Origin of the sequence: Sorangium sp. So ce426, from assembly GCF_051475585.1 — a bacterium.
GTDB lineage: Bacteria > Myxococcota_A > Polyangia > Polyangiales > Polyangiaceae > Sorangium > Sorangium cellulosum_B.
In genome coordinates this window covers 13,078,439-13,097,898 of sequence record NZ_CP150341.1, presented here as the reverse complement: position 1 = coordinate 13,097,898, position 19,460 = coordinate 13,078,439, and the positions used below count along the sequence as shown (strand labels likewise).

Genomic DNA, 19,460 nt, shown 5'->3' with positions numbered 1-19,460 from the left:
CCGGTGGGCACCGCGGAGCCACACCGCGCGGCGGCGCGACGGAGCGCGGCAGTCTCGCGATGATGGGATATCGAGACATCGAATCAAATCATCGCGCGGCGGCGGGTGCGTCCCGGTCCTCTGACAACGCGCGACGCGCGACGCGCGGCGGCGGACGCGCGCCGTCCCGGCCGGATGGGCTCAAGGGTGATCCCGGACGTCCGGCGGCGTCCGCGCTCGTCAGCGGAGCGTGACGGCCAGCCGGTACGCGAAGAGGGCCGCGGTGCCCGAGGCGCCGGACGCGGCGCGGACGCGGAGGAAGTACCGCCCCGCCGGTAGCGCGTGAGCCCCGGGGTGCCGCGGGGCGTCCCCGGTGCCGTCGAGGATCGAGCAGTTGCCCCGGCCGCCGTCGTCATCGTCCGCGATGAGCGCGCCCGCGGCGTCGAGCAGCGACAGCCGGCTGTCGATCTCGAGCGACTCGCACGCTTTCTCGCCGCCCTCGATGATCTCCGCGCGGATCGACCGGCCCTCCGGGACATCCACGGCGTAGAAGTCGAAATCGTCGGTCGCCCGCGCGCCGGCGATGAACCCGTCGGATCCGACGGATTGGCGCGCGGTGGCGATGCTGCCATTCGGCTCCTCCTCGGCGCCCGCGGGCGCGAGGATCTTGGCCTGGAGGAGGTAGAGCGGAAATTCCGCGCCGCCCTCGCGCGCCGCGACCTCGACGTCGTGGTCGCCGGAAGGCAACGCCACGACGAGCGCCGAGCATCCGCCGATGCCCCCCGCGTACGCGGCGTCGGAGAGCCCCTCGTCCGTCGCGACCGTCCCGCCCGCCGCGTCGAGCACGCGGAGCGTCGTGACGAGGCCTCCCTCGCAGCCCGCCGCGGTGCCGTCGAAGACCTCGAGGCGTACGACCGAGGCGACAGGCAAGCTCAGGCGGAACACGTCCCTGTCGCCGCCCGCGGAGAGGCTCGCCGCGAGGAGCGCGTCGCCCGAGATCACGAGATCGCTCGCCCCGGCCTGCGCGGGGGTGTCGTTCGGCTCGATCTCGGCCGTCACCGCCTCGAGCTGGCAGGCGGCGCTGCACCCGTCGCCGCCCGCGGCATTGCCGTCGTCGCACCCCTCCGGCGCGTCGAGCAGGCCGTCGCCGCAGACAGGGAGCCTCTCGCAGCGGGCGCTGCACCCCGCGCCGCCGTCGCACTCCTCCGCGCCCTCCCTCACGCCGTCGCCGCACGAGGCGTCGAGCGAGACCCGCAGCGTGTAGCGGGCCCCCGGCTGCTCCGGGAAGCCGCTGACCCGGACATGGTATGTCCCGGGTTCCAGGCGGCGCGCCGCGGCCCCGCCGGGGCTCCTCGAGTCGATGAGCGAGCAGGCGCCGATCCCGCCGTCGTCGTCGGACGCGAGCACGGTCGCCCCGTCCGGCGAGAGGAGGGAGAGGACCGTATCGACGCCCTCGGCGCACCGCGCGGGGCCGCTCGAGTCGAAGGTCTCGAGCCGGAGATCGGAGACGGTCGTGACCTGCAGGGCGAACAGGTCGACATCGCTGTCCGGCTCGATCGCGCCGGACACCAGCGCTCCCGGCGCGACAGCGCCGTTCGCCTCGGCCTCGGCAGGGGTCGAGTTGGGCTCGACCTCGGCGATCGCGCCCTCGATCCGACATGCGGCGTCGCAGCCATCCCCGGCTCCTGTGTTGCCGTCATCGCAGACCTCGGGCTCGTCGATGAAGCCGTCTCCGCACACAGGGACGCGCTGGCACGTCGCCCCGCACGCGGCGCCGCCGTCGCACTCCTCCAGGCCCTCGACAACGCCGTCGCCGCAGACGGCCGTCGTCCGCGCGCGCACGGTGTATTGAGCGATGGAGTCTCCTCCATAGTCCTGGACGCGCACGTAATAGCGGACGTGATCGACGCCCGGCGCGGTGACCGCGGCGCGGATCCGGGAGCACCTGCCTTCGCCGCCGTCGTTGTCCTCGGCGATCACGGCGCCGTCGGGCCCGAGGAGCTGCACCACGGTATCGACGCCGCGGCACGAGGTCGGGCCGGTCGCGTCGAAGGTCTCCACCTCCAGCTCGGCCAGGCCGGGGACGTCGATGGCGAAGAAGTCGGCCTCTCCCGGCGGAGAGATCGACGCCGTGAACAGCGCCCCCGCCGCGGTCGCCCGACCCGCGGTGGCCTGGCCTCGCGCGTCGTTCGGCTCGATCTCCGGGAGGGTCCCCTCGAGCTGGCACGCGGCGCTGCAGCCGTCTCCGCCCTCGGTCCCGCCGTCGTCGCACGCCTCGCCGCCGTCGATGGCTCCGTCGCCGCACACCGCGATCCGCGCGCACTCCGGGGAACAACGCTCCCCGCCGTCGCACGCCTCGCCCTCCTCGATCACCCCGTTGCCGCAGAGCGAGGTGAAGGCGATGAGGAGGTCGTACCCCGGGATGACGGCGTCGTTGTTGAACTCCTCGACGGTCACATAATACGTGCCCGGCTGGAGCCGTGTCGCCCTGTCGTCGACGCTCGAGTCGATGAGCGAGCACGCCTCGAGGCCGCTGTCGTCGTCGCTCGCCAGCACCGTGGCGCCGTCCACGTCGAGCAGCTGGAGGAAGGTGTCGACTCCCTCGGCGCACTCGTCCAGCCGCCCGGGGCTGAACGTCGCGAGCTGGACGTCCGCGAGGCTCGGCACCTCGAAGGCGAAGACGTCGAGCTCGCCGAGCGGCTCGATCGCCGCCGAGACGAGCACGTTCGGCCGGAGCGCGGCGCGCCCCTCCGCCTCCGCCGCGGTGCCGTTCGGCTCGACCTCGGGGGAGCGGAGCTCCAGCTCGCACGCGGCGCTGCAACCGTCACCGCCGGTCGTGTCGCCGTCGTCGCAGAGCTCCGGATCCTCCAGCACGCCGTCGCCGCACACCGAGGTATCCAGCGTGAGGGAGAGCGTGTAGTCGAACGTCGCGGGCTCCGCTTCAGGGGAGATCTGCACGCGGACGAAATACTCGCCAGGGCTCAGCTTGCGCAGCGCCAGGTAAGAGCAGAAATCGTCGTTGGCGACATCGTCGTTGTCCTCGATGCTCGCCAGGCTCGCGTCGAAGATCGTCACATGGGTATCGACGCCGAGCGAGCTGCACGTCGTGCCCAGCGGGCCATCGAGCGTCTCTGCCTTGATGCGCCCTATCGACCCCTCGGGGACGGTCACCGAGAACACGTCCACGTCGGATCCGGGGTCGATGAACGCGCGGATAAGGCCGCCGGGCGCGATGGCGAAGGCGTCGTTGGCGGAGGCGAATCCGTCGTTCGGCTCGACCTCGCAGCCGGACTCGACCCGACACGCGCGCGAGCAGCAATCGCCGTCCTTGTCGCCGCCATCGTCGCAGGTCTCCGCGCCGCCCAGCGCGCCGTCGCCGCACCCGCTCGTACAAACGCTCGGCGCCCCGGCGCACGCGAACCCAGGCTCGATCGCGCATCCCGGATCGCACCCGTCGCCGGCCGTCCGATTCCCATCGTCGCACATCTCGGCAGGAGCGCTGACCGCCCCATCGCCGCACACAGCGCCGGCCGCGCCGCCCTGCCCACCGCCGCCGCCTTCTCCGCCGTTGCCGCTCTCTACACTGCTGCCGCCTTCTCCGTCGCTGCCGCCTTCTCCACTGCTACCGCCCTCTCCGCCCCTGCCTCCGACCGCGGGTGCATCGATCTTGCTGCGGTCCGCCGAGGCGAGCAGCTCACATCCGCTCAGGGCAATCAGCGCCAGACCGAGGAACCATGGGAGAGCGGTCCTGGGGGAGAAAATCATGATTTTTGAGGCCTCTGCTCGGCAGCGTCGCGAGGGTCACGGCGATCGCGGCATTCGTGGCGATCACCGCAGGCGCGCCGCAGGCTGGCCACGACGGCGGGGGCGGCAGAAGACCGATGCTCCGCGGCTGCGTCAAGAGATGACGACCGCGCCGCGCCCTCAGTACGTCACGACGATCGCCTTGTGGAGGTACTCTTCGCTCTCCAGCTGGGAGAGCATGAAATACGCCAGATCCTCGCGCGAGATCGTGGGGCCGCCAAAGAGGTAGCCCTCCGGCGGAGAGGGGTCGACTTCGGCGCGGCACTCCCTGGTGAGCCGCCCATCGGTGAGCTTGGGGACGCGCACGACGGTCCAGGCCACATCGCTCTGGCGGAGGGCCTCTTCCATCCGCAGCATGTCGGAATACCGGTTGCGGAGCATCGGCTTGACGAGGAGCCGGAACCAGAGCGCAGGCTGCTGCTCCTCGCCGATGCCCGCGGCGGTGACGGCGATCAGGCGGCGGACGCCGTGCTCCTTCATCGCGCGCAGGACGTGGACGATGCCGTCGGAGTAGACGCGCGTCGGGCCCAGGCCGCGCGACCCCAGGGCCGAGAGGACGGCGTCGTGGCCGGACACGGCGCGCGAGACCTGCTCGGCATCCATGATGTCGCCGCGGAGCGCGCGCAGCCGCTCATGGTGGGGGACAGGCAGGGTGGCGGGCGTGCGCGCGAAGGCCGAGACCTCGTGTCCAGCCTCCAGCGCCTGACGGATCAACGCGGCGCCCGTGCCCCCGGTCGCCCCCAAGATCAGCAGCCTGCTCATGTGCCGAAAGCCTACCCGGTCCGCCGCAGCGGGTACAATTTGCGCGCGAACGCCGCATCCATCGAGATCTGCTGGAGATCCGGGCGAGCGGGGCCCCGCCCTTCAGGCGCCGAGCCGCAGCCACGCGGCCACGCCGTGGTGATCCGAGCCGGAGAAAGGCGCCCGCTCGCAGCGCGTGACCGCCCACCCCTCGCCCGGTTGAACGAAGACATAATCGATGCGTCGCAGCGGCAGGCCCGCGGGCCAGGTGCCGCCCGCCTTGCCGGGGTGCGCCTGCGTCCAGGCGTCGAGCCAGGAGCCATTTCCGGCGCTCGCCTGGAGATAACAGACCGCCTCCTCGCTGGGGAGCGCGTTGAAGTCGCCCATCAGCACGGCGCCGTGGCTCCCCGACTTCTGGCGCTCGCGCGCGGCGAAGCTCACGAGCTCGCGCACGGTGCGCGCCCGCGCGCGCTTCGACAGCGAGAGGTGGGTGACGAGCACGTCGACCACCGCGCCGGCGTGCCGGATCGCGGCGCGCAGGACGACGCGCTGGCTGTCGCGCTCGAACGGGTCGTCGCGATCGAGCGTGAGCGCCTCCACGGAGTGGTCGAGCACCTCGATGTCCTCCCGGCAGAGCAGCGCGACCCCCTCGCACTCGCCGCTCGCGGCGACCCTGCCCGGCGCGAACCAGGCCCGGTATCCGCCGGCGAGCCGCGAGAGCTCCCCGGCCTGGCCGAGGTCGCCGCTCGACGCCGGCGCGTGCACCTCCTGGAGCCCGAGGAGGCAAGGGCGCAGATCGCCGATGAGCCTGGCAAGCATCGCCCGGCGCCGCTCCCAGAGGGCGACTCCCCCCCAGATGTTCTGCGTCAGGACGACGAGATCGCGATCGTGGCTCAAATGCCTCCTCCTCGGGCGTCAGTCCGGGGATGTCTCTTAGCCAGCTTGTCGAGGAGGCTCAAGGTCCCGCGAGCGAGCCAGTCGGCGGCTTGCCGGGGAGCGGGGAGAGGGATCCGGTCGTGTCGGCGCCGCGCGCGGCGGCGCCTGTGGGCGTGCCGGCGCCGCGCGCGGCGGCGCCTTCGGGCGGGAAGCGCTCAGTTGAGCGAGAGCGGGCCCTCGCCGGGCTGGGCGCCGCCCTTCATCTCGTGCGAGTTGGGATCGTACTTCGAGGTGCACTTGGCCATCACGAGGCTCGCCTCGAAGTCGCCGCCCTGCGAGAGCGTGCCCTCGACGGTCACCTGGACGCCGCCGCTCGGGACGTCGCGGAAGGTGTCGGGGATGACGCACTGGGCGTAGCGCACGGGCAGCGGCGCCTGCGTGCCGTGGATCTGGAAGCGGTACTCGCAGGGCGAATCGCGCTTGACCAGCGTGCCGGGCACGAGCTCGCCCTCGACCCGGACCTTGCGGCCGGTGAGCTTGTCCTTCGACGCGAGCAGCTGGTCGACCGGCGTCGCGTAGACGGCCGCTTCCTTGAAGCCGACGAGGAACAGGGCGACGAGCGCGCCCACCATGACGAGCAGCGTCGCCAGCAGGCCGAGGCTGCGCGACGGGCGCGCCTTCGGGGCCGGGCTCGCCGCTGCCGGCTTCACCACCGCGGGCGTATCCTGCTGCTCTGCGAGAGACAGCGCCTGGGCCAACTCGTCGTCCAGCTTCTTGCTCATCGTGGATAGGTACAGGCTAGCCCGCGCCCCGCGGACGGTCGAGCACCACCTGCACGGCCTCGGGTCCGGCCGGCGGCGTCCTCCCGTTTGGGCGCTGCGGCGGACAGCCCGACCGGAGTTCTCCCTCGCGAGCGGACCCGACGACCCCGCGCGCCCGCTCGCGGAGGGTCGGAGCTCACCGGCCCCTCTCGCCTGCTCAGCGGCGCGATCTCCACGCGCCGACGAGGCTGACCAGCGCACCGACGCCCCCGAGCGGGAGCGCGAGGAGCCCCGCCGCCCCGCAGTTCATCAACCGTGACACGGTTTCCGCCAGGAGCCGGGCCTTGGTCGCAGGATCCACGCTGCTCGACGCGATGCCCGACGCGACCACGAAGGGCAACACGCCGCACCCGATGCCTCCCGCCACGGCGATGAGGCAGAGCGTCCTGCCACGACCCCACCGGCGCTGCAGCAGGGCACGAAGGCCAAGCAGGGCCACGCCGAGGGTGGACAGCCCGAGAAGGAGCATCAGCACGTCCAGCGCCTGCATCATGGCATCGTCCTACGGCGCTGGATGGCGCTCATTGCGGTGTCAGAGCTCCTCCTGGCGCTGGCGCGGCACCCTGCCTGGGCCCCTCATGGGCTCTGCTTATAGCCGCCTCGATGGCGGGGAGAAACAGCGTGTGAGGGAACGCCGCGCGGAGCCGCTCGGCGCGCGCGCGGGCGTCGGCGCGCCGCCCGGCCTGGACGAGGGCCTGGATGACCAGCGCCTCGCGCAGCTGGACTCTCGGGCTGCGCGGGTAATTCCGCTCGTGCAAGGCCAGCACATCGAGCGCCTCTGTCGCCTTCCCTTCGCTGAGCGCACGGCCGGCGCTGCTGAGCAACGTGCTCTCGTCGGTCGCGTCGTGCTCGCTGAGCGGAGCCGCCTCGCGGGAGGGGGCGCGTGACGGCGCCGCGGCCGCGATCTCGACAGCCGCCGGGGATCCAGCGCTCCCGACGGTCGCGGCCACGGCGCGCCCGTCCGCGGCGGCCCCGCTGTGCCCGGCCACGGCGCGCTCGGCGCGCTCGGCGCGCTCGGGCGCGGCGCGCTCGGACGCGGCGCCAGACGCCGAGGAGCACCGTCTGGAGGGGATCCTCCAAGTCGCGAACGGGAACGTGGAGGGCGCGGAGCAGGAGGGCGACGAACGGCCGCTCGGCATAGCTGGTACTATTACAAAAACGGAGACATCTGTGTGTTCATCGCCGGAGTTCCCGTTAAGTGCGGCTACGAGGGTGGAACTCCTGATTGAGAGCGCGCGCGTGGAACGCGGCTTCCCGCGACACGCGCTTCCAGCCCGGTCCGAACAGAGATTCCATGCACCGAAGAGCGAGCGGGTAGAGCTCGGGCGATCGCTCACCGCTCGAGAGCGCAGCGGAGCCTAGTCCGCGGAGTCGCCGCATCCGCTCGACGTCTTCCACGGTGATGGTTGTAGGCCCGTGCAGGCGACCGCGGACGTGCTCCAACATCGCCCCCTCGGCGGCGATCAGGGTGTTTTCCCACGCCGAGGGATCCACCTGGAGATCGGCGTCGCCGCGCTCGAACGCGTCGGCGAGGATGCGGATGTAGCCGACGGCGTAGAGCGTGGCCCAGGACGCCCAGTCGAGCAGATCCTCGTCCTCTTCGCTGAGCAGGTCATCGTCCTCGTCGTCGTTGGTGAGGGGCTGATCCGGGTCAGGCATGCCCGGAGTCTAGTTCAGTCTCACGATGCGGAGAGGCGCTGCGGCGTCGCCTCGTCCGAGGACGGTCTGGCGTGCGATAAGAGAAGGTTACCGAGCACCAGACTGCGCCTGGCTCCCCTCGTCTGCTGGTGGGGGCGCACGGCCAGGCGGACTCCTGCCGCCGTAGCTCGCTCGGTCCGCTCGACCCTCGTGCGGGGCAGGCGGGGCGAACCTGAGAGAAATGTCACCTGGAATTGGGCGTGAAGCGGCGTTGCGAGGTAACCGGCGAACGGCGCCGTCCTCGCGCAATGGGTGGGATGGCCGGTCGCCTGCGGGCGGGTACGCGAGGAGCAGCGCTATCCGATCGGGTCGGGCTCGACGTCGGCCTTCTTCCTGGCGCTGGCGGCGCGGGCCCGCTGGTCGGCGCGCCGCTCTTCCTCCGCCGCGTCCTCGTAAGGCGAGAGCAGCCGGTCGCGCAGGAGCGCGTGTGTCTCGTCCTTGTCGTCGTCGTACTCGGCATGGGCCTGGACCAGGAGCGTGCCATAGGCCTCGTGCCACGCCTCGACCGCCTTGACGGCCGGATCCGCGGCCTTCGCTTCCGTGACGCCGAGCTTCTTGCCGTACAGCTCCGTCCAGCGCTGGAGGCGGCCTACCTCGGCCGAGAGGCCGAGACGCTCGACAGCCGCCTTCACGTCCTTGCCCTCGAGCGCCTTGATCATCGCGCTCATGCGCACCCACTGCTGGGAGTAGACGAGGCGGATGAAGTCGGTGCCCGACGACAGCACCTCCGAGCGCACCAGCAGCGCATCGCGGCGGCGCGCCGCCTCGTCATCCGTCAGCGGCAGGATGTCGTCGTGATCGAACGCGCGCTCGATGCTGGCGAGCTGGCCGCTGAACGCTCCGATGCACCGGTCGGTGCCGCGATCGATCTCCACCATCGTGGCGTCGATGCTCCCGAGCGCCTCGAGGGCCTCAGTGGACGCGATGACGGACTGGACCGCTGCGTCGACCTTGGCAGCGAGCTTGATCTTCTTCGACTTCAGGGCCTCCCGGTGAGCGGCGAGCTTCGTACCTGCAACAATGCACCCGCTCGGCGTGAGCCGGCGGGCGAGAAATGCGGCTTTTCCCATCAGACCTGGCTATCGGGCCGCCGATGGCCAGGCAAGGCGGCAGCATGGTTTCGACGCAGCGCAGCATTCCGGCGTCCCCCCACGCCCCGGAGCACGACGGCCGGCGTCCCCCCACGGCCCGCTGCACTACGGCCGACGTCCCCCCACGCCCCGCCGCACGCCGGCCGGCGTCCCCCTACGCCCCGGCGCACGACGGCCGGCGTCCCCACGCCCCGCCGCACCCCGGAGGGGTCGCGCTCCCGATCTCCACCACCACGGAGCGCCGGCGAGCCGCCCGCCGCGCGCTGGCGCGGGACGATCGCTTACCGGCGTTTGCGTCCGCCCTCAGCGGCTCCGCGGGGCCCCAACGGGCCCGCGTGCCCCAGAGCGACCGGAACGCTCATCATGGCGATATCCGGCACGACTCGCCCCATCACGCGATGGTCGAACACGAGCACGTGTGTACCGGACGTCCGCGGTTTCCATGAGCGAGCGGACGACATGATGCACGGATTACTGCTCATGCAGATGCAGCCGAGCTTGTCCGATGCCTGCTCGCTGCACAAGCTAGCGTGTCAAGGGGCAGGACGGCCACCGATCTTGACCCTCAAGTGGCTTGGCTTCATGGAGCCCGCGAAATGCTCGCGCCCCTGGTTCACGCGTACGGTATATTCCTCTTGGCCCTTGTCTCACCGGGGCCAGATTTCGCCGTCACGGTCAAGAACAGCCTCACCCGTGGGCGAAGAGCCGGACTGCTTTGTGCCGCGGGCGTGACGCTGGCCAACTCACTGCACATCCTCGTCGCGAACCTCGGGGTGGGGGCCGTCATCGCGAATTCTCCTCATGTTTACACTGCCCTGGTGTGGGCGGCGGCCGTCTATCTAAGCTACCTGGGGATCCGCCTGCTGCTCTCCAAGAGAACCGCGCCGCCTCCTGGCCCGCATCAGGAACCGCCTTATCGCGGCAAGGAGAGCGCGCTGCGCTCCCCGCTGCTCGAAGGGTTCCTGGCCAATGTGCTCAACGCGAAGGCGATCCTGTTCTGGGTCAGCTTCTTCGCCCTGGTGCTCCGAGAGGCGCTGCCGGCGCCTGTCCGCGCAGGCTTCGTTGCTGCGATAATTCTGACGCTCCTCTGCTGGTTCTCTTTCGTCGCTCAGGCGCTCTCTCGGCCGCGAGCCCGAAGATTTTTCTTCGAGCACGAGCTCGGCTTCAATCGCACCATGGGGCTTCTGCTGATCGCGCTAGCTATCCGGGTGGGCGCGATGGCGTGAGGAACCGTTCGATCTTTCGGATCCTCATCTCGACGTCCTCTATACACTTCGCGATCTCTCGCCGATAGTCAACGCGCCAGGCTTCCTCGGTGATGCGGTGCCCTACCCGCCAGAACACCACGTAGCTCATGAGCACAGACAACTCGCGCTTGATGTCGAGGATGTCAGGCACGAACGCCGGCTCGGCCAGGCTGAGCAACATCTGAGATCCAATCGAGTACAAATGAGCAAAATTCTCTTGCACGACGTGGCGCTCGGCGTCCAGGTAGAAGAGCTCCGCCGCGTTCTCGACGATGGGCCTGGAGTCCATGTAGACAATACAACGGTTGGCCAGTGCACGCAGCTCTTCGATCTCGGCGCGAAACAGGCGCTCTCTGTCGATCTCATCCTCTTTTCTCCATCCTTCAGCGAGACGATAGCCGAGCCCGCGAACATTGCGGATCACCTGCAGCGCCAAGCCAGCGCGCAGCAGATCCTGCCGAGCCCCATGCACGATCTTATGAATTGTCCGTTCGAGGCTCGCTGGAGATCCGACGGGATAGACCGCTCGAAAATGAGCGAAGATCGCCTCCAGCGAGGCCGTTTCAGGATGGAGGCTCGCGATGAACTGGATGAGCTCGCTGTGCAGCACGCTCTTGAAGCGGTGCTCGAGCCCGTCGATCCAAAATACGACGTCACCGGCCACCAGACGGAGCTGCTGGGCGCCATCAGGGCACGACAGCTTCACGACCCCACGCCGCAAGCTTCGGTCCGTCAAGCGGCTCATATTCAGTAATCAGGGAGGTAGCGCGTCATAAGCGACGCGAACACGGTTACCTTTCCTCTTGATGCTCAGGACTCGTATAACGGAGATCTCGGACAGCGCTCGCACGTGGGTTCCACCGCAAGGTATCGGAGAGAAGTCCCCGATCTGGATCGCTCGCGAGTTGTACGGATCACCCATCACCTTGACCTCGATGGGCTTCGAGAGGATCTCTCCCAGGCGTGTCGATAGCTCTGCGGCAAGTCCAGCAAAGCCCGAAGCCTCCGCCTGCCCCTCGAACTCGACGCGCGCTTCTCCTGGCCACTGATGACCGGCCACAGCGGTCAATCCATGCTGAAGACTTTCCAGCACCCCGGCGATCAGGTGCCCGGACGAATGGTAGACCGAATTCAGCCTTCGCCAGGCGGAGTCGACTGCGAAGCCGTAGGTTCCTCCGACGGATAGGCCCGCGAGCGAGTCTACGAAGTGGTCCACCATGCCGCCATTGTGAGCCACGTGTAGCACGCGCGCCGGACCGATGGTCCCTCGATCGGACTTTTGACCACCACCCTGGGGGTGGAACCAGGTCTCAGCCACTCGAACGACGGGGCTTTCACCTGCGATGAGCTCGGTCACGACAACATTCCCTGTCGCATCGGCCCGCTCTAGATAGACCTTCTTTGTAATAGATTCCATCCCCCGCCTAGCTCCACATCATCAACGTGTGGTCGACCCCCTGGCTTCCCACGAAGCAGGACCAGGTGACGCGCTCGCCCTGGCGGGATTTTTCGACCGCATGGACGAGGTTCGAGTTGAACAGGATAAGCTCTCCCGTCCTGGGAGAGATGCGGACGGGATCGTGTGCCAAGATCGATCCATGAATCCCGTAGCTTCCTAAGATTCCCGCACGCTCGTACTCCTCGCGGGACAGCGTCATCGGCCAGATCAGCAAGTCACCACCGCCCTGAGGCATCTTGAGGTAGATATTCGCCGCAAATTGCCCCTCAATCCTTTCAGCCTCTTCAACTCCCGGCGCGTCCCAGGCGAGGACGTCTTGATGCGGCTCGGCGCCCACGCCTGTGCCGAAGAAACGAGCCAACCCGACGAACATCTTCTTTCCTTGCAGGGTTCCAAGCCTCGATCCACTTGGCCAGATCTCGTCGAGAACGAGGCGAAGCTTATCGATCGGGCTGAGGTACGGCTCGCAGCACAGCCGCATCTCACGAATCCATTCGACGGCCCTTGCGTAGTAAATACTCCGAAGCTGCGCCGACGCAACAGACTCAAAGAACGCTTGACCGACGCGAGCGATCTCAGGCGCGTTCACATACTTCCCATACATATCAGATCTTCGCATCCGGGCAGCGACCTGGACACAGATATCCTCCGGATAGAAATTCGGGACGCGCAGCGCAACGACCTCGCCACCCATCAACGCGACGAGCCCTTCTTGATTCAGCAGATTCGAGACCATTACCGCGGGTTTCATGTGCTCCCCCCAGGCCTGTTTCCATGTTCGACATCGGCGTCGACCTGGGACATTGTAGACAGGAGCTAGGTAAGACTCTCTTCCCGCAACGTTCCGGGCGAGGTCACCGCGAGGACCTGGAACGAAGCTAGACGTACGAATCACCGCAAGAGTTCGTCGTATCTTTCAGAGGTCGTCCGGCACCGCTGCCGCGCGAGCGCTCGCTCCGCTGCGCGCATACCAGCTGAGCTGAGTGGCTCGGCATCCGGGCCCGGCATGGAGCGTCAGACCTCCCTGACATTGGGCCCGGACATCGGGTGCTTCGGAGGCTGTCCCCTCGCTCGTTCGGTTCTCGCGGCTTGGGATCCAGGTGTTCCTGACCCACGCTCCAGCCGGAGGCCCACAATCGCGGCTCGCGATCCACCATCGGTGCACCTCGCCCCTCGTGGCGTCCTATCTGCCATTTCCGGACCAACCGCGAGCGTGCGGCCGGTGCCCGCGCGACGCTCGGCCGCCGCCCCGAGCAGCCACGCGGACAAGAGACCCACGCGCGAACGAAGGACGCATCGTCCCCGATCCCCCCGATCCGTGCTCCCCTGCGCTGCTCGTCCCGCTCGCCTGCGGCGCGAGTGCGTGCTCCGGCGGCTTCCTGCGAGACTCGCCCGCACAGACCGGCACCGCGGCGCACGCGCCCGGCGGCAGGTCGGCCCCGGCCTCGGAGAGCGCGCCCTCGACGGGCGCCGCCGCGACCGCCCTCGCGAGCGCGGCGGCACACCGCTCGGCACGGCGGCGGTACAGCCCTTCCCGTTCCTCCTAACCGAGCCGTCGCGCGACGGCCGCTCGGTGCTGTTCCTCCCAAAGGCACGCCAGCCGGCATCCCCTCACGCCCCGCCGCAGGCCGGACGGCGTCCCCCCCCACGCCCCGTAGCACACCGATGGATGCAACCTCGCCGGCGCGCTCGGTGGCCCGGTCGAGACGGCGCACGACCAGTAGTCGCCCAGGCGCGCACGCTCGACGACTTCCAGGTGACGACGAGTGCCCGAGCCGCGAGGTGCTGGCGTAAAGGCCTCTCCTGCACGAGGTGAGCCCACATCGTCGGGGCCTGCAAGGCGACGCGCGCTGAGATTCCCATCAAAAGCGATAGACGCCCTCGACGGCTATGCTGATGGAGATCCCGGACCAGGCGATGCCTGGGATATACGCCGTATGTACGGTGCCTCTGCCGCCAAGCCGCCTTTCCGGTGCCGGGAACAGCATCGCGCCCAGATGCACGGCCGGCGCCAGGCCGTGCTCACGCTGGCACCACGTATCGGCGCAGAGCAGCACGGCGAACACGTCGAGGCTCGGACCGAGCTCCAGCGTGAGTTCGCGGTGGTGGATCCCGACCACGGCGGCATTCACGTCGATGACGCCGATCCAGCGCAAATCCTTCAAATATGAGCCGGTCGACACCGAACATTCGGGTACATCCGCGGGTGGGGGCTCATGAGCAATCTTCGGGCGGTACGGGGGGGCAGGCCGAGCTCTGCCCTGATCGCATCTCCAGCGTCACGGAGCTCGCGGGTGATGTCGTTCTCGGGCTCCGTATCCGTCAACCTCTCCAACGTCGCTTCCAGCTCATCTGGATACTTTTCCAGCTCGAACGCCTTTCCGCCTTCCGTCATCCGGAAGAGCGTCTCTCGCCTGGCCTCACGCCACCGCTTGTCGGCTATCTCCACATTGTAGATGGCCCTCGCGCGCTCATAACGCAGCACCACCTCTTCGCTAACGCCAAATTTCTCAGCCAGAGCGCGCCGCTCCTCGGCCGACAAGCCGCCAGGCCGTATCCTGCGCACGATCTCCCAGATGAGAAGAATGTCTCTCGTCCATTTAACGCGCATACCCATCACCCAGCCCACGTCCCGCGAACAGCGAGAGAACGCCGGTCACCTCCGAGCAGCGTCGTCGCAGTCCTCAGCTCCGTCCAGGCAGCGGCCCGCCGGCGCAGGTGGCGGCGACGTGAACCGTTTGTTGTCGCAGCGCACCCCCTCGACCCAGAGCCTCATCTTGAAGGCCAGGATCTTCAGCCCCCTGATCTGCTCGCTGATGGCGCTGGATAGCCGTCCGGGGAGGTCGTTTCGGGCTGCTTCGCGGCGTGCGGCGCGGCGGCGCGCCGCGATCTCCTCGTGGTCGATGACCTCGCCGTTGATGACGACCACCGATTCACGAGCGAACCATCGATCGAGTTGCTCGTCCTCCTCCCGTGTCGCACTCTCGGGACCCCCCTCGATCTCCCCTGCGTACGGTGCCTCGATCACCCCAGCGCCAGGGCCGATCGACCCGATGCGCGCTTGCCCTCGAACGGACGCACCGTCCTCGGGCAGGACGCACGCCAGCAGGGCGAGCAGGAACAACGAGCCGTATCGTCGCATCACGCACCTCCGGCGCCGGAGACGCGCCAGGTCGTCCACTGCGCTGTCGACCCCGCTGAAGCCAACCAACGCAACCACACACGCGCCCCTCCGGAGGCCGAGCAATCCGGCAGCCTCGGCGCCCCCAGGATCCGTCCTTGTGGCATCCGCGGAATCGGACGCGCCGGGCTCTTGGCCGGCCTGCATGTCGGTACCCCGGTGAGCGTCGCACGCGCTGCGCTCGTGACCAGGCAGGTCGCTGACCTCCGCGCCATCGCGCCGGCCGGGCGCAGGAGGGCTACCCGCCGCCTTGACTGCGCCGACAGCGAAAGGCGTGGAGTCAGGCATCCGGCGCACCCATAACAATGGCGCCCCCACAGCACGCGACGACGGTACCTGCAGCGATCGCTCGGCGTCAACCTGCGCCGGGCACGGACTGGTGGCGTGGGGAACGGTTCAAACCGGGAGCCTGGGTTGCACCCGGACGGAACGAGAGCTTAGGTTGCATCTGTCGTGGAGGACCAACGACGGAGGAGCGCTGCACGCAATCTTATGAATCGTGCAAGCTTCGGTCCGTGGCGCGGCCCATGCTTAAGGAATCAGGGAGGGAGCGCGTCATAAGCGACGCGAACGCGGCTCCCTTTCCTTTTAATGGTCCACCATGCCGCCATTGTGAGCCACGTGCAGCACGCGCGCCGGACCCATGGTGCCTCGATCGGATTGTTGACCGCCCCCTGAGGGTGGAACCAGGTCTCGGCCACTCGGACGACGGGGCTCTCACCTGCGATGAGCTCTGTGACGACGACATTCCCTGTCGCATCGGCGCGCTCTAGATAGACCTTTTTTGTACTGGACTCCATCTCCCCTGGACCTCGCGCCCCTTGGCGCCTCTCTGCCATTTCCGAACCAACCGCGAGCGTGCGGACGGCGCCCGCGCTAGGCTCGGCCGCCCCGGGCAGCCACGCGGGCAAGGAGACCCGAGCGCGAGCGAAGGATGCGTCGTCCCCGATCCCCCCTCTCCCCCCGATCCGTGCTCCCTGCCCTGCTCGTGCCGCTCGCCTGCGGCGCGGGCGCCTGCTCCGGCGGCTCCCTGCGGGACGCGCCCGCACAGACCGGCACCGCGGCGCACGCGCCCGGCACAAGCCCGGCCCCGGCCCCCGCCTCGGAGAGCGCGCCCTCGATCGGCGCCGCCGTGGCCCCCCTGGCGAGCGTGGCTCCCCCCGGCCGCACGCCGCTCGGCACCGCGACGGTGCAGCCGCTCCCGTTCACGATCGAGCCGTCGCTCGACCGCCGCTCGGTGCTGCTCCTCTCCAAGCTGTCGTCGGATCGCGCCGGCTGGGTCAGGCGGCTCGACGCTGCCACCGGCGAGCTCGGACCGCCGCACCTGCTCCTCGACGAGGACCTCGCCGGCGCCCTCTCCTCCCCGGACGGGACCACCACGCTGCTCACCTCGCAGGGCGGCGAGCTCTGCGTGACGGCCATCCTCCCCGGCGAGGCCTCGGCCGCGCCGCGCACGTGCGCCCCGATCCGAGCACACGCGATGGCCGCCGTGGGCGAGCGCGTCGCGCTGCTCGAGCTCGCCGAGGCCGCGCCGCGCGGCAGCGCCACGACGCCGGCCCAGCGCGCCGCGCGCGAGCGCTCCGCCGCGGCGAAGCCCGCGCGCAAGGCCCCCGGCCGCAAGGCGACGGTGGCGAAGCCGAAGCCGCCGGCAAAGACCTCCGGCGCGAGCGGCAAGGCCACGCGGAAGAAGCGCGGCGAGCACCGCGGGCGCGACGGTCGGCCCACGAAGACCACGCGCCCCGCGCACCGGCCGAAGCGGCCGGACCCGCCGCCCGAGGTCGAGGTGCGGCTCCGCTGGGTCTCGCCGTCCGAAGGGATCGCGGCCACGTCGTCCCCCACCGGGCTGCGCTTCCGGCCGCCGCTCGACGGCATGGGGCTGATCGACGCAGGCGGGCGGCCAGGCGCGATCGACCTCTTATTTTACGCGGTGAGCTCGAAGAAGACGAGCACGTCGTGGCTCGGGAGCGCGCAGATCGCCTTTGCCTCGCTCGGCGAGGACGGCAAGCTCGATCCGGGCCGGCGCGCCGTCGTTGTCGAGGGCGACCTCGAGTACGGCGCGCTGCGCGGCCACCAGGATCCGCGCCTCGTGACGGCGAGCGCGGGCGCCGTTGTCGTCGACATCACCGGCCGCAACGGGGCCTGCCAGGCGACGCGCGTCGCGCCCTCGCTCCAGCGGCTGGCCGCCGGCGCCGCGCCCAGGGCGGTCTGCGCCGTGGATCCGGCGCGCCTCGCGGACGCGACCCCGGTCACGCCGGCCGAGATCGGCGCCCTCGAGCGCATCGCCGCGAGCGGCGCCCGGCGCGCCGCGGGGCAGCCGGGGTACGATCCGGGGCTCGCCGCGTGGGCGGGAGATCGCGCGTACTTCCAGACGATCTCCGGCGGGCTCTTCTCGGCCTCGCGCGCCGACGGGCAGCCGCGCCGCGAGCCGGACCCGTTCCCGGCGCGGCGCGCGCGCATCGCGTGGGGCGCGCTCGCGACGGACGGCGAGGGGCTCGCCTTCGCCGCGGGGCAGCTCCACCGGCTCGACGCGCGCGCCCTGGTCACCGCGGCGGCGGCGCCGGAGAGCGGCGGCGCAGCGCCGGCAGGCGCCGCCGGCGGCGCGCCGGCCACGCCGATCGGCGAGCCGGAGCGCCCCACCGACAGGCGGCGCGCCGCGCGCATCGGGTCGTCCTGGTGGCTCGCGAGGACCGACGTGGGGCGGCTCCTGCCCGAGCCGCTCGTGGTGCCCGCGCTGCGGGGGCGCGCGCACGAGGACAGCACGGCGCTCGTCGGGGGCCGCGAGCGCGGGCTCTTCCTCGAGGTGCTCGGCGACAGGCTCCAGATCACCGGGATCGACGCCTCGGGCGCGCTCACCGGGCTCGGCGCTCAGGGCGGGCTCGCGCCCGTCGCGCCCGTCGCGCCCGTCGCGCCCGTCGCGCCCGATCCCCACGGCGCAGGCCGCGCGCCGCCCGCCCTCACCATCGCGTCGCCGGTGCGCGCGGGGTTCGACGCATGCGAGCGCCGCGGCGGCGGGGCCATCGTCGCCGGCGTGAGCGCCGCGGATCCGCGCAGGGTCGTGGCGCTCTCGATCGACGCGCTCGGCCGGCCCGGCGCGGCGCGCGCGACCTCGCTGCCGATCGCCGAGGGCGACCTCGCGGTGCGGCTCGTCGCCCTGCCCGAGGGGGGCGCGCTGCTCAGCGACGCGGCCCGGCGCCACGTTGTGTGGCTGGACGACGAAGGCGCCGAGCTCGCGTCGCAGCCCTGGCCGGCCGACGACACCGGCGCGCTCTGCGTCGACGGGCAGCCCGCGCGGCGCGCGGTCCCGGCCCCGGCGCCCGGCGCCTTCGTGACCGTCCCGGAGCTCGCGGCGCCCGGCGCGTGCGTGGTGGGTGATGCGGTCTGGGCCTCCGACGGCAGCCTGCGGTGGTTCGGGAGCGCCGTGAGCGGCCTCGACGCGCAGGCCGAAGCCGGCGTCGCTCGCCCCGCGCTGCCCGCGAGCGCGGGCGCGGCGCGCCCGGCCGCAGGAGAGCCCGCGGAGGCGCCCGCCGCCGCGCTGCCGGGCGCGCCCGCGTGTCCGGCCGACATGGTGGCCATCGACGGCGGCCGCTTCTGCGTCGATCGCTTCGAGGCGATGCTCGTCGACGGCGCCACCGGACAGGCGCTCTCGCCCGACTACCCGTCGACCCCGAACCTGCTCGAGCTCACCCTCGCCGACTGGTCGACCGGCCTGCGGCGGATCGGCGACGTCCACGCGCGCGCCTTCCCCCTGCCGCTGCTCGCCCCCTGGCAGCGCGGCCAGGCGATCGCCGCCCTCGCCCGCTCGCGGTCCGGGGTGCGGCCGAGCGGCTACGTGACCGGCCTCGTGGCCGAGAGCGCCTGCGCCGCGGCCGGCAAGCGGCTCTGCTCGGTCGAGGAGTTCGTCACGGCGTGCCGCGGCGAGGACGACACGCTCTACCCGTACGGCGACACGTTCGAGGAGGGCGCGTGCAATGTCTACCGGCCGGCGCACCCCGCCGCGCTGCTCCACGGCAATGCGTCGGTTGGCCACCTGGATCCCCGGCTGAACCGCGTGCGCAGCGCCCGCGAGCCGCTGCTCCGGGAGACGGGCGGGAGCCCGCGGTGCAGGAGCCGCTGGGGCAGCGACGCGGTCTACGATCTCGTGGGCAACCTCGATGAGTGGGTGAACGAGCCGGGCGGAGCGTTCGCCGGCGGCTTCTACGCGCGCTCGACCCGCGCAGGCTGCGAGGCGCTGATCACGGCCCACCCGAGGAGCTACCTCGATTACTCGACCGGCGTCCGGTGCTGCCAGGACGGGCCCTCGCCGCCAGCGACAGCGACGGACGCGCCGCCGGGCGCCGCGGCCGCTCCCGCCGGCTCAGAGCCGCGGCCGCCCGGGCATCTTCCGTAGCATCCCGGTCACGGCGAAGGCGGCGGCGATCACGAGGAGCGCGGGGGTCCACGGGTGCACGGCCAGCACACCGACCATGGCGAGCAGCCAGGTCAGCAGCGAGACCAGCACCACGCTCCAGAGCACCACATCGGTCCAGCTTCTCATTCGTGCCCCCTTCGATGACGGTCCGTCCA

Annotated in this window: 17 protein-coding genes; 2 read left to right on the top strand and 15 right to left on the bottom strand. The window is 70.6% G+C overall.

Annotation, left to right across the window (positions count from 1 at the left end; all coding sequences use genetic code 11):
* Positions 1 to 219: 219 nt before the first annotated feature.
* From WMF44_RS49290 to WMF44_RS49255, 8 genes are all read right to left on the bottom strand, one after another.
* Positions 220 to 3,744, bottom strand: a complete 3,525-nt coding sequence (locus tag WMF44_RS49290; protein WP_437296985.1) for a DVUA0089 family protein — start codon at positions 3,742 to 3,744, stop codon at positions 220 to 222.
* Between the two features lie 159 nt (positions 3,745 to 3,903).
* The gene (locus WMF44_RS49285; RefSeq protein WP_437296984.1) at positions 3,904 to 4,545 is read right to left on the bottom strand and encodes an NAD(P)-dependent oxidoreductase; all 642 of its coding nucleotides are present in this window, start codon (positions 4,543 to 4,545) and stop codon (positions 3,904 to 3,906) included.
* Between the two features lie 102 nt (positions 4,546 to 4,647).
* Positions 4,648 to 5,421, bottom strand: coding sequence for an endonuclease/exonuclease/phosphatase family protein (locus WMF44_RS49280; RefSeq protein WP_437296983.1), 774 nt, complete (start codon positions 5,419 to 5,421; stop codon positions 4,648 to 4,650).
* Positions 5,422 to 5,615: 194 nt separating this feature from the next.
* Positions 5,616 to 6,182: a cytochrome c maturation protein CcmE gene (locus WMF44_RS49275; RefSeq protein ID WP_437296982.1), complete on the bottom strand. Its 567-nt coding sequence runs from the start codon at positions 6,180 to 6,182 to the stop codon at positions 5,616 to 5,618.
* A gap of 196 nt (positions 6,183 to 6,378) precedes the next feature.
* Complete coding sequence (locus WMF44_RS49270) at positions 6,379 to 6,714, bottom strand: hypothetical protein (RefSeq protein ID WP_437296981.1); 336 nt, start codon at positions 6,712 to 6,714, stop codon at positions 6,379 to 6,381.
* 28 nt (positions 6,715 to 6,742) lie between these two features.
* Positions 6,743 to 7,171 (bottom strand): hypothetical protein, encoded by a 429-nt coding sequence (locus WMF44_RS49265; RefSeq protein ID WP_437296980.1) that lies wholly within the window; start codon positions 7,169 to 7,171, stop codon positions 6,743 to 6,745.
* A gap of 244 nt (positions 7,172 to 7,415) precedes the next feature.
* On the bottom strand, positions 7,416 to 7,880 hold the full coding sequence (locus WMF44_RS49260; RefSeq protein ID WP_437296979.1) for a hypothetical protein: 465 nt from the start codon (positions 7,878 to 7,880) through the stop codon (positions 7,416 to 7,418).
* Positions 7,881 to 8,215: 335 nt separating this feature from the next.
* Positions 8,216 to 8,989: a phosphoenolpyruvate--protein phosphotransferase gene (locus WMF44_RS49255; protein ID WP_437296978.1), complete on the bottom strand. Its 774-nt coding sequence runs from the start codon at positions 8,987 to 8,989 to the stop codon at positions 8,216 to 8,218.
* 617 nt (positions 8,990 to 9,606) lie between these two features.
* On the opposite strand from WMF44_RS49255, the gene WMF44_RS49250 reads away from it, so the two are divergent.
* Positions 9,607 to 10,236: a LysE family translocator gene (locus WMF44_RS49250; RefSeq protein ID WP_437296977.1), complete on the top strand. Its 630-nt coding sequence runs from the start codon at positions 9,607 to 9,609 to the stop codon at positions 10,234 to 10,236.
* Here WMF44_RS49250 and WMF44_RS49245 read toward each other — a convergent pair.
* The 6 genes from WMF44_RS49245 to WMF44_RS49220 all read right to left on the bottom strand — a co-directional run bounded on the left by WMF44_RS49245 (position 10,211) and on the right by WMF44_RS49220 (position 14,858).
* A complete protein-coding gene (locus WMF44_RS49245; RefSeq protein ID WP_437296976.1) occupies positions 10,211 to 10,963 on the bottom strand; it encodes a hypothetical protein in 753 nt (250 codons plus the stop codon). The genes WMF44_RS49250 and WMF44_RS49245 overlap by 26 nt on opposite strands.
* Before the next feature lie 48 nt (positions 10,964 to 11,011).
* Positions 11,012 to 11,614, bottom strand: coding sequence for an alanyl-tRNA editing protein (locus WMF44_RS49240; protein ID WP_437296975.1), 603 nt, complete (start codon positions 11,612 to 11,614; stop codon positions 11,012 to 11,014).
* Positions 11,615 to 11,681: 67 nt separating this feature from the next.
* A complete protein-coding gene (locus WMF44_RS49235) occupies positions 11,682 to 12,467 on the bottom strand; it encodes a 2OG-Fe(II) oxygenase (RefSeq protein WP_437296974.1) in 786 nt (261 codons plus the stop codon).
* Between the two features lie 1,111 nt (positions 12,468 to 13,578).
* Positions 13,579 to 13,881: a hypothetical protein gene (locus WMF44_RS49230; RefSeq protein ID WP_437296973.1), complete on the bottom strand. Its 303-nt coding sequence runs from the start codon at positions 13,879 to 13,881 to the stop codon at positions 13,579 to 13,581.
* Positions 13,878 to 14,333 (bottom strand): hypothetical protein, encoded by a 456-nt coding sequence (locus WMF44_RS49225; protein ID WP_437296972.1) that lies wholly within the window; start codon positions 14,331 to 14,333, stop codon positions 13,878 to 13,880. Before WMF44_RS49225 ends, WMF44_RS49230 begins: the two co-directional genes overlap by 4 nt.
* Positions 14,334 to 14,372: 39 nt before the next feature.
* Positions 14,373 to 14,858, bottom strand: a complete 486-nt coding sequence (locus WMF44_RS49220; protein WP_437296971.1) for a hypothetical protein — start codon at positions 14,856 to 14,858, stop codon at positions 14,373 to 14,375.
* A 1,009-nt stretch (positions 14,859 to 15,867) separates the two neighbouring features.
* Here WMF44_RS49220 and WMF44_RS49215 point away from each other — a divergent pair.
* Entirely contained in the window at positions 15,868 to 19,284 is a 3,417-nt protein-coding gene (locus WMF44_RS49215) for a hypothetical protein (protein ID WP_437296970.1), read from the top strand.
* Here the strand turns inward: WMF44_RS49215 and WMF44_RS49210 are convergent.
* On the bottom strand, positions 19,252 to 19,431 hold the full coding sequence (locus tag WMF44_RS49210; RefSeq protein WP_437296969.1) for a hypothetical protein: 180 nt from the start codon (positions 19,429 to 19,431) through the stop codon (positions 19,252 to 19,254). The two genes, WMF44_RS49215 and WMF44_RS49210, sit on opposite strands and share 33 nt — an antisense overlap.
* Between the last annotated feature and the right edge of the window lie 29 nt (positions 19,432 to 19,460).

Bases quoted from the DNA above. Each gene is read 5' to 3' on its own strand.
- WMF44_RS49285 (WP_437296984.1), bottom strand. From the start codon at position 4,545: ATGAGCAGGCTGCTGATCTTGGGGGCGACCGGGGGCACGGGCGCCGCG.
- WMF44_RS49270 (WP_437296981.1), bottom strand. From the start codon at position 6,714: ATGATGCAGGCGCTGGACGTGCTGATGCTCCTTCTCGGGCTGTCCACC.
- WMF44_RS49210 (WP_437296969.1), bottom strand. From the start codon at position 19,431: ATGAGAAGCTGGACCGATGTGGTGCTCTGGAGCGTGGTGCTGGTCTCG.
- WMF44_RS49250 (WP_437296977.1), top strand. From the start codon at position 9,607: ATGCTCGCGCCCCTGGTTCACGCGTACGGTATATTCCTCTTGGCCCTT.
- WMF44_RS49275 (WP_437296982.1), bottom strand. From the start codon at position 6,182: ATGAGCAAGAAGCTGGACGACGAGTTGGCCCAGGCGCTGTCTCTCGCA.
- WMF44_RS49255 (WP_437296978.1), bottom strand. From the start codon at position 8,989: ATGGGAAAAGCCGCATTTCTCGCCCGCCGGCTCACGCCGAGCGGGTGC.
- WMF44_RS49225 (WP_437296972.1), bottom strand. From the start codon at position 14,333: ATGGGTATGCGCGTTAAATGGACGAGAGACATTCTTCTCATCTGGGAG.
- WMF44_RS49220 (WP_437296971.1), bottom strand. From the start codon at position 14,858: ATGCGACGATACGGCTCGTTGTTCCTGCTCGCCCTGCTGGCGTGCGTC.
- WMF44_RS49290 (WP_437296985.1), bottom strand. From the start codon at position 3,744: ATGATTTTCTCCCCCAGGACCGCTCTCCCATGGTTCCTCGGTCTGGCG.
- WMF44_RS49235 (WP_437296974.1), bottom strand. From the start codon at position 12,467: ATGAAACCCGCGGTAATGGTCTCGAATCTGCTGAATCAAGAAGGGCTC.
- WMF44_RS49260 (WP_437296979.1), bottom strand. From the start codon at position 7,880: ATGCCTGACCCGGATCAGCCCCTCACCAACGACGACGAGGACGATGAC.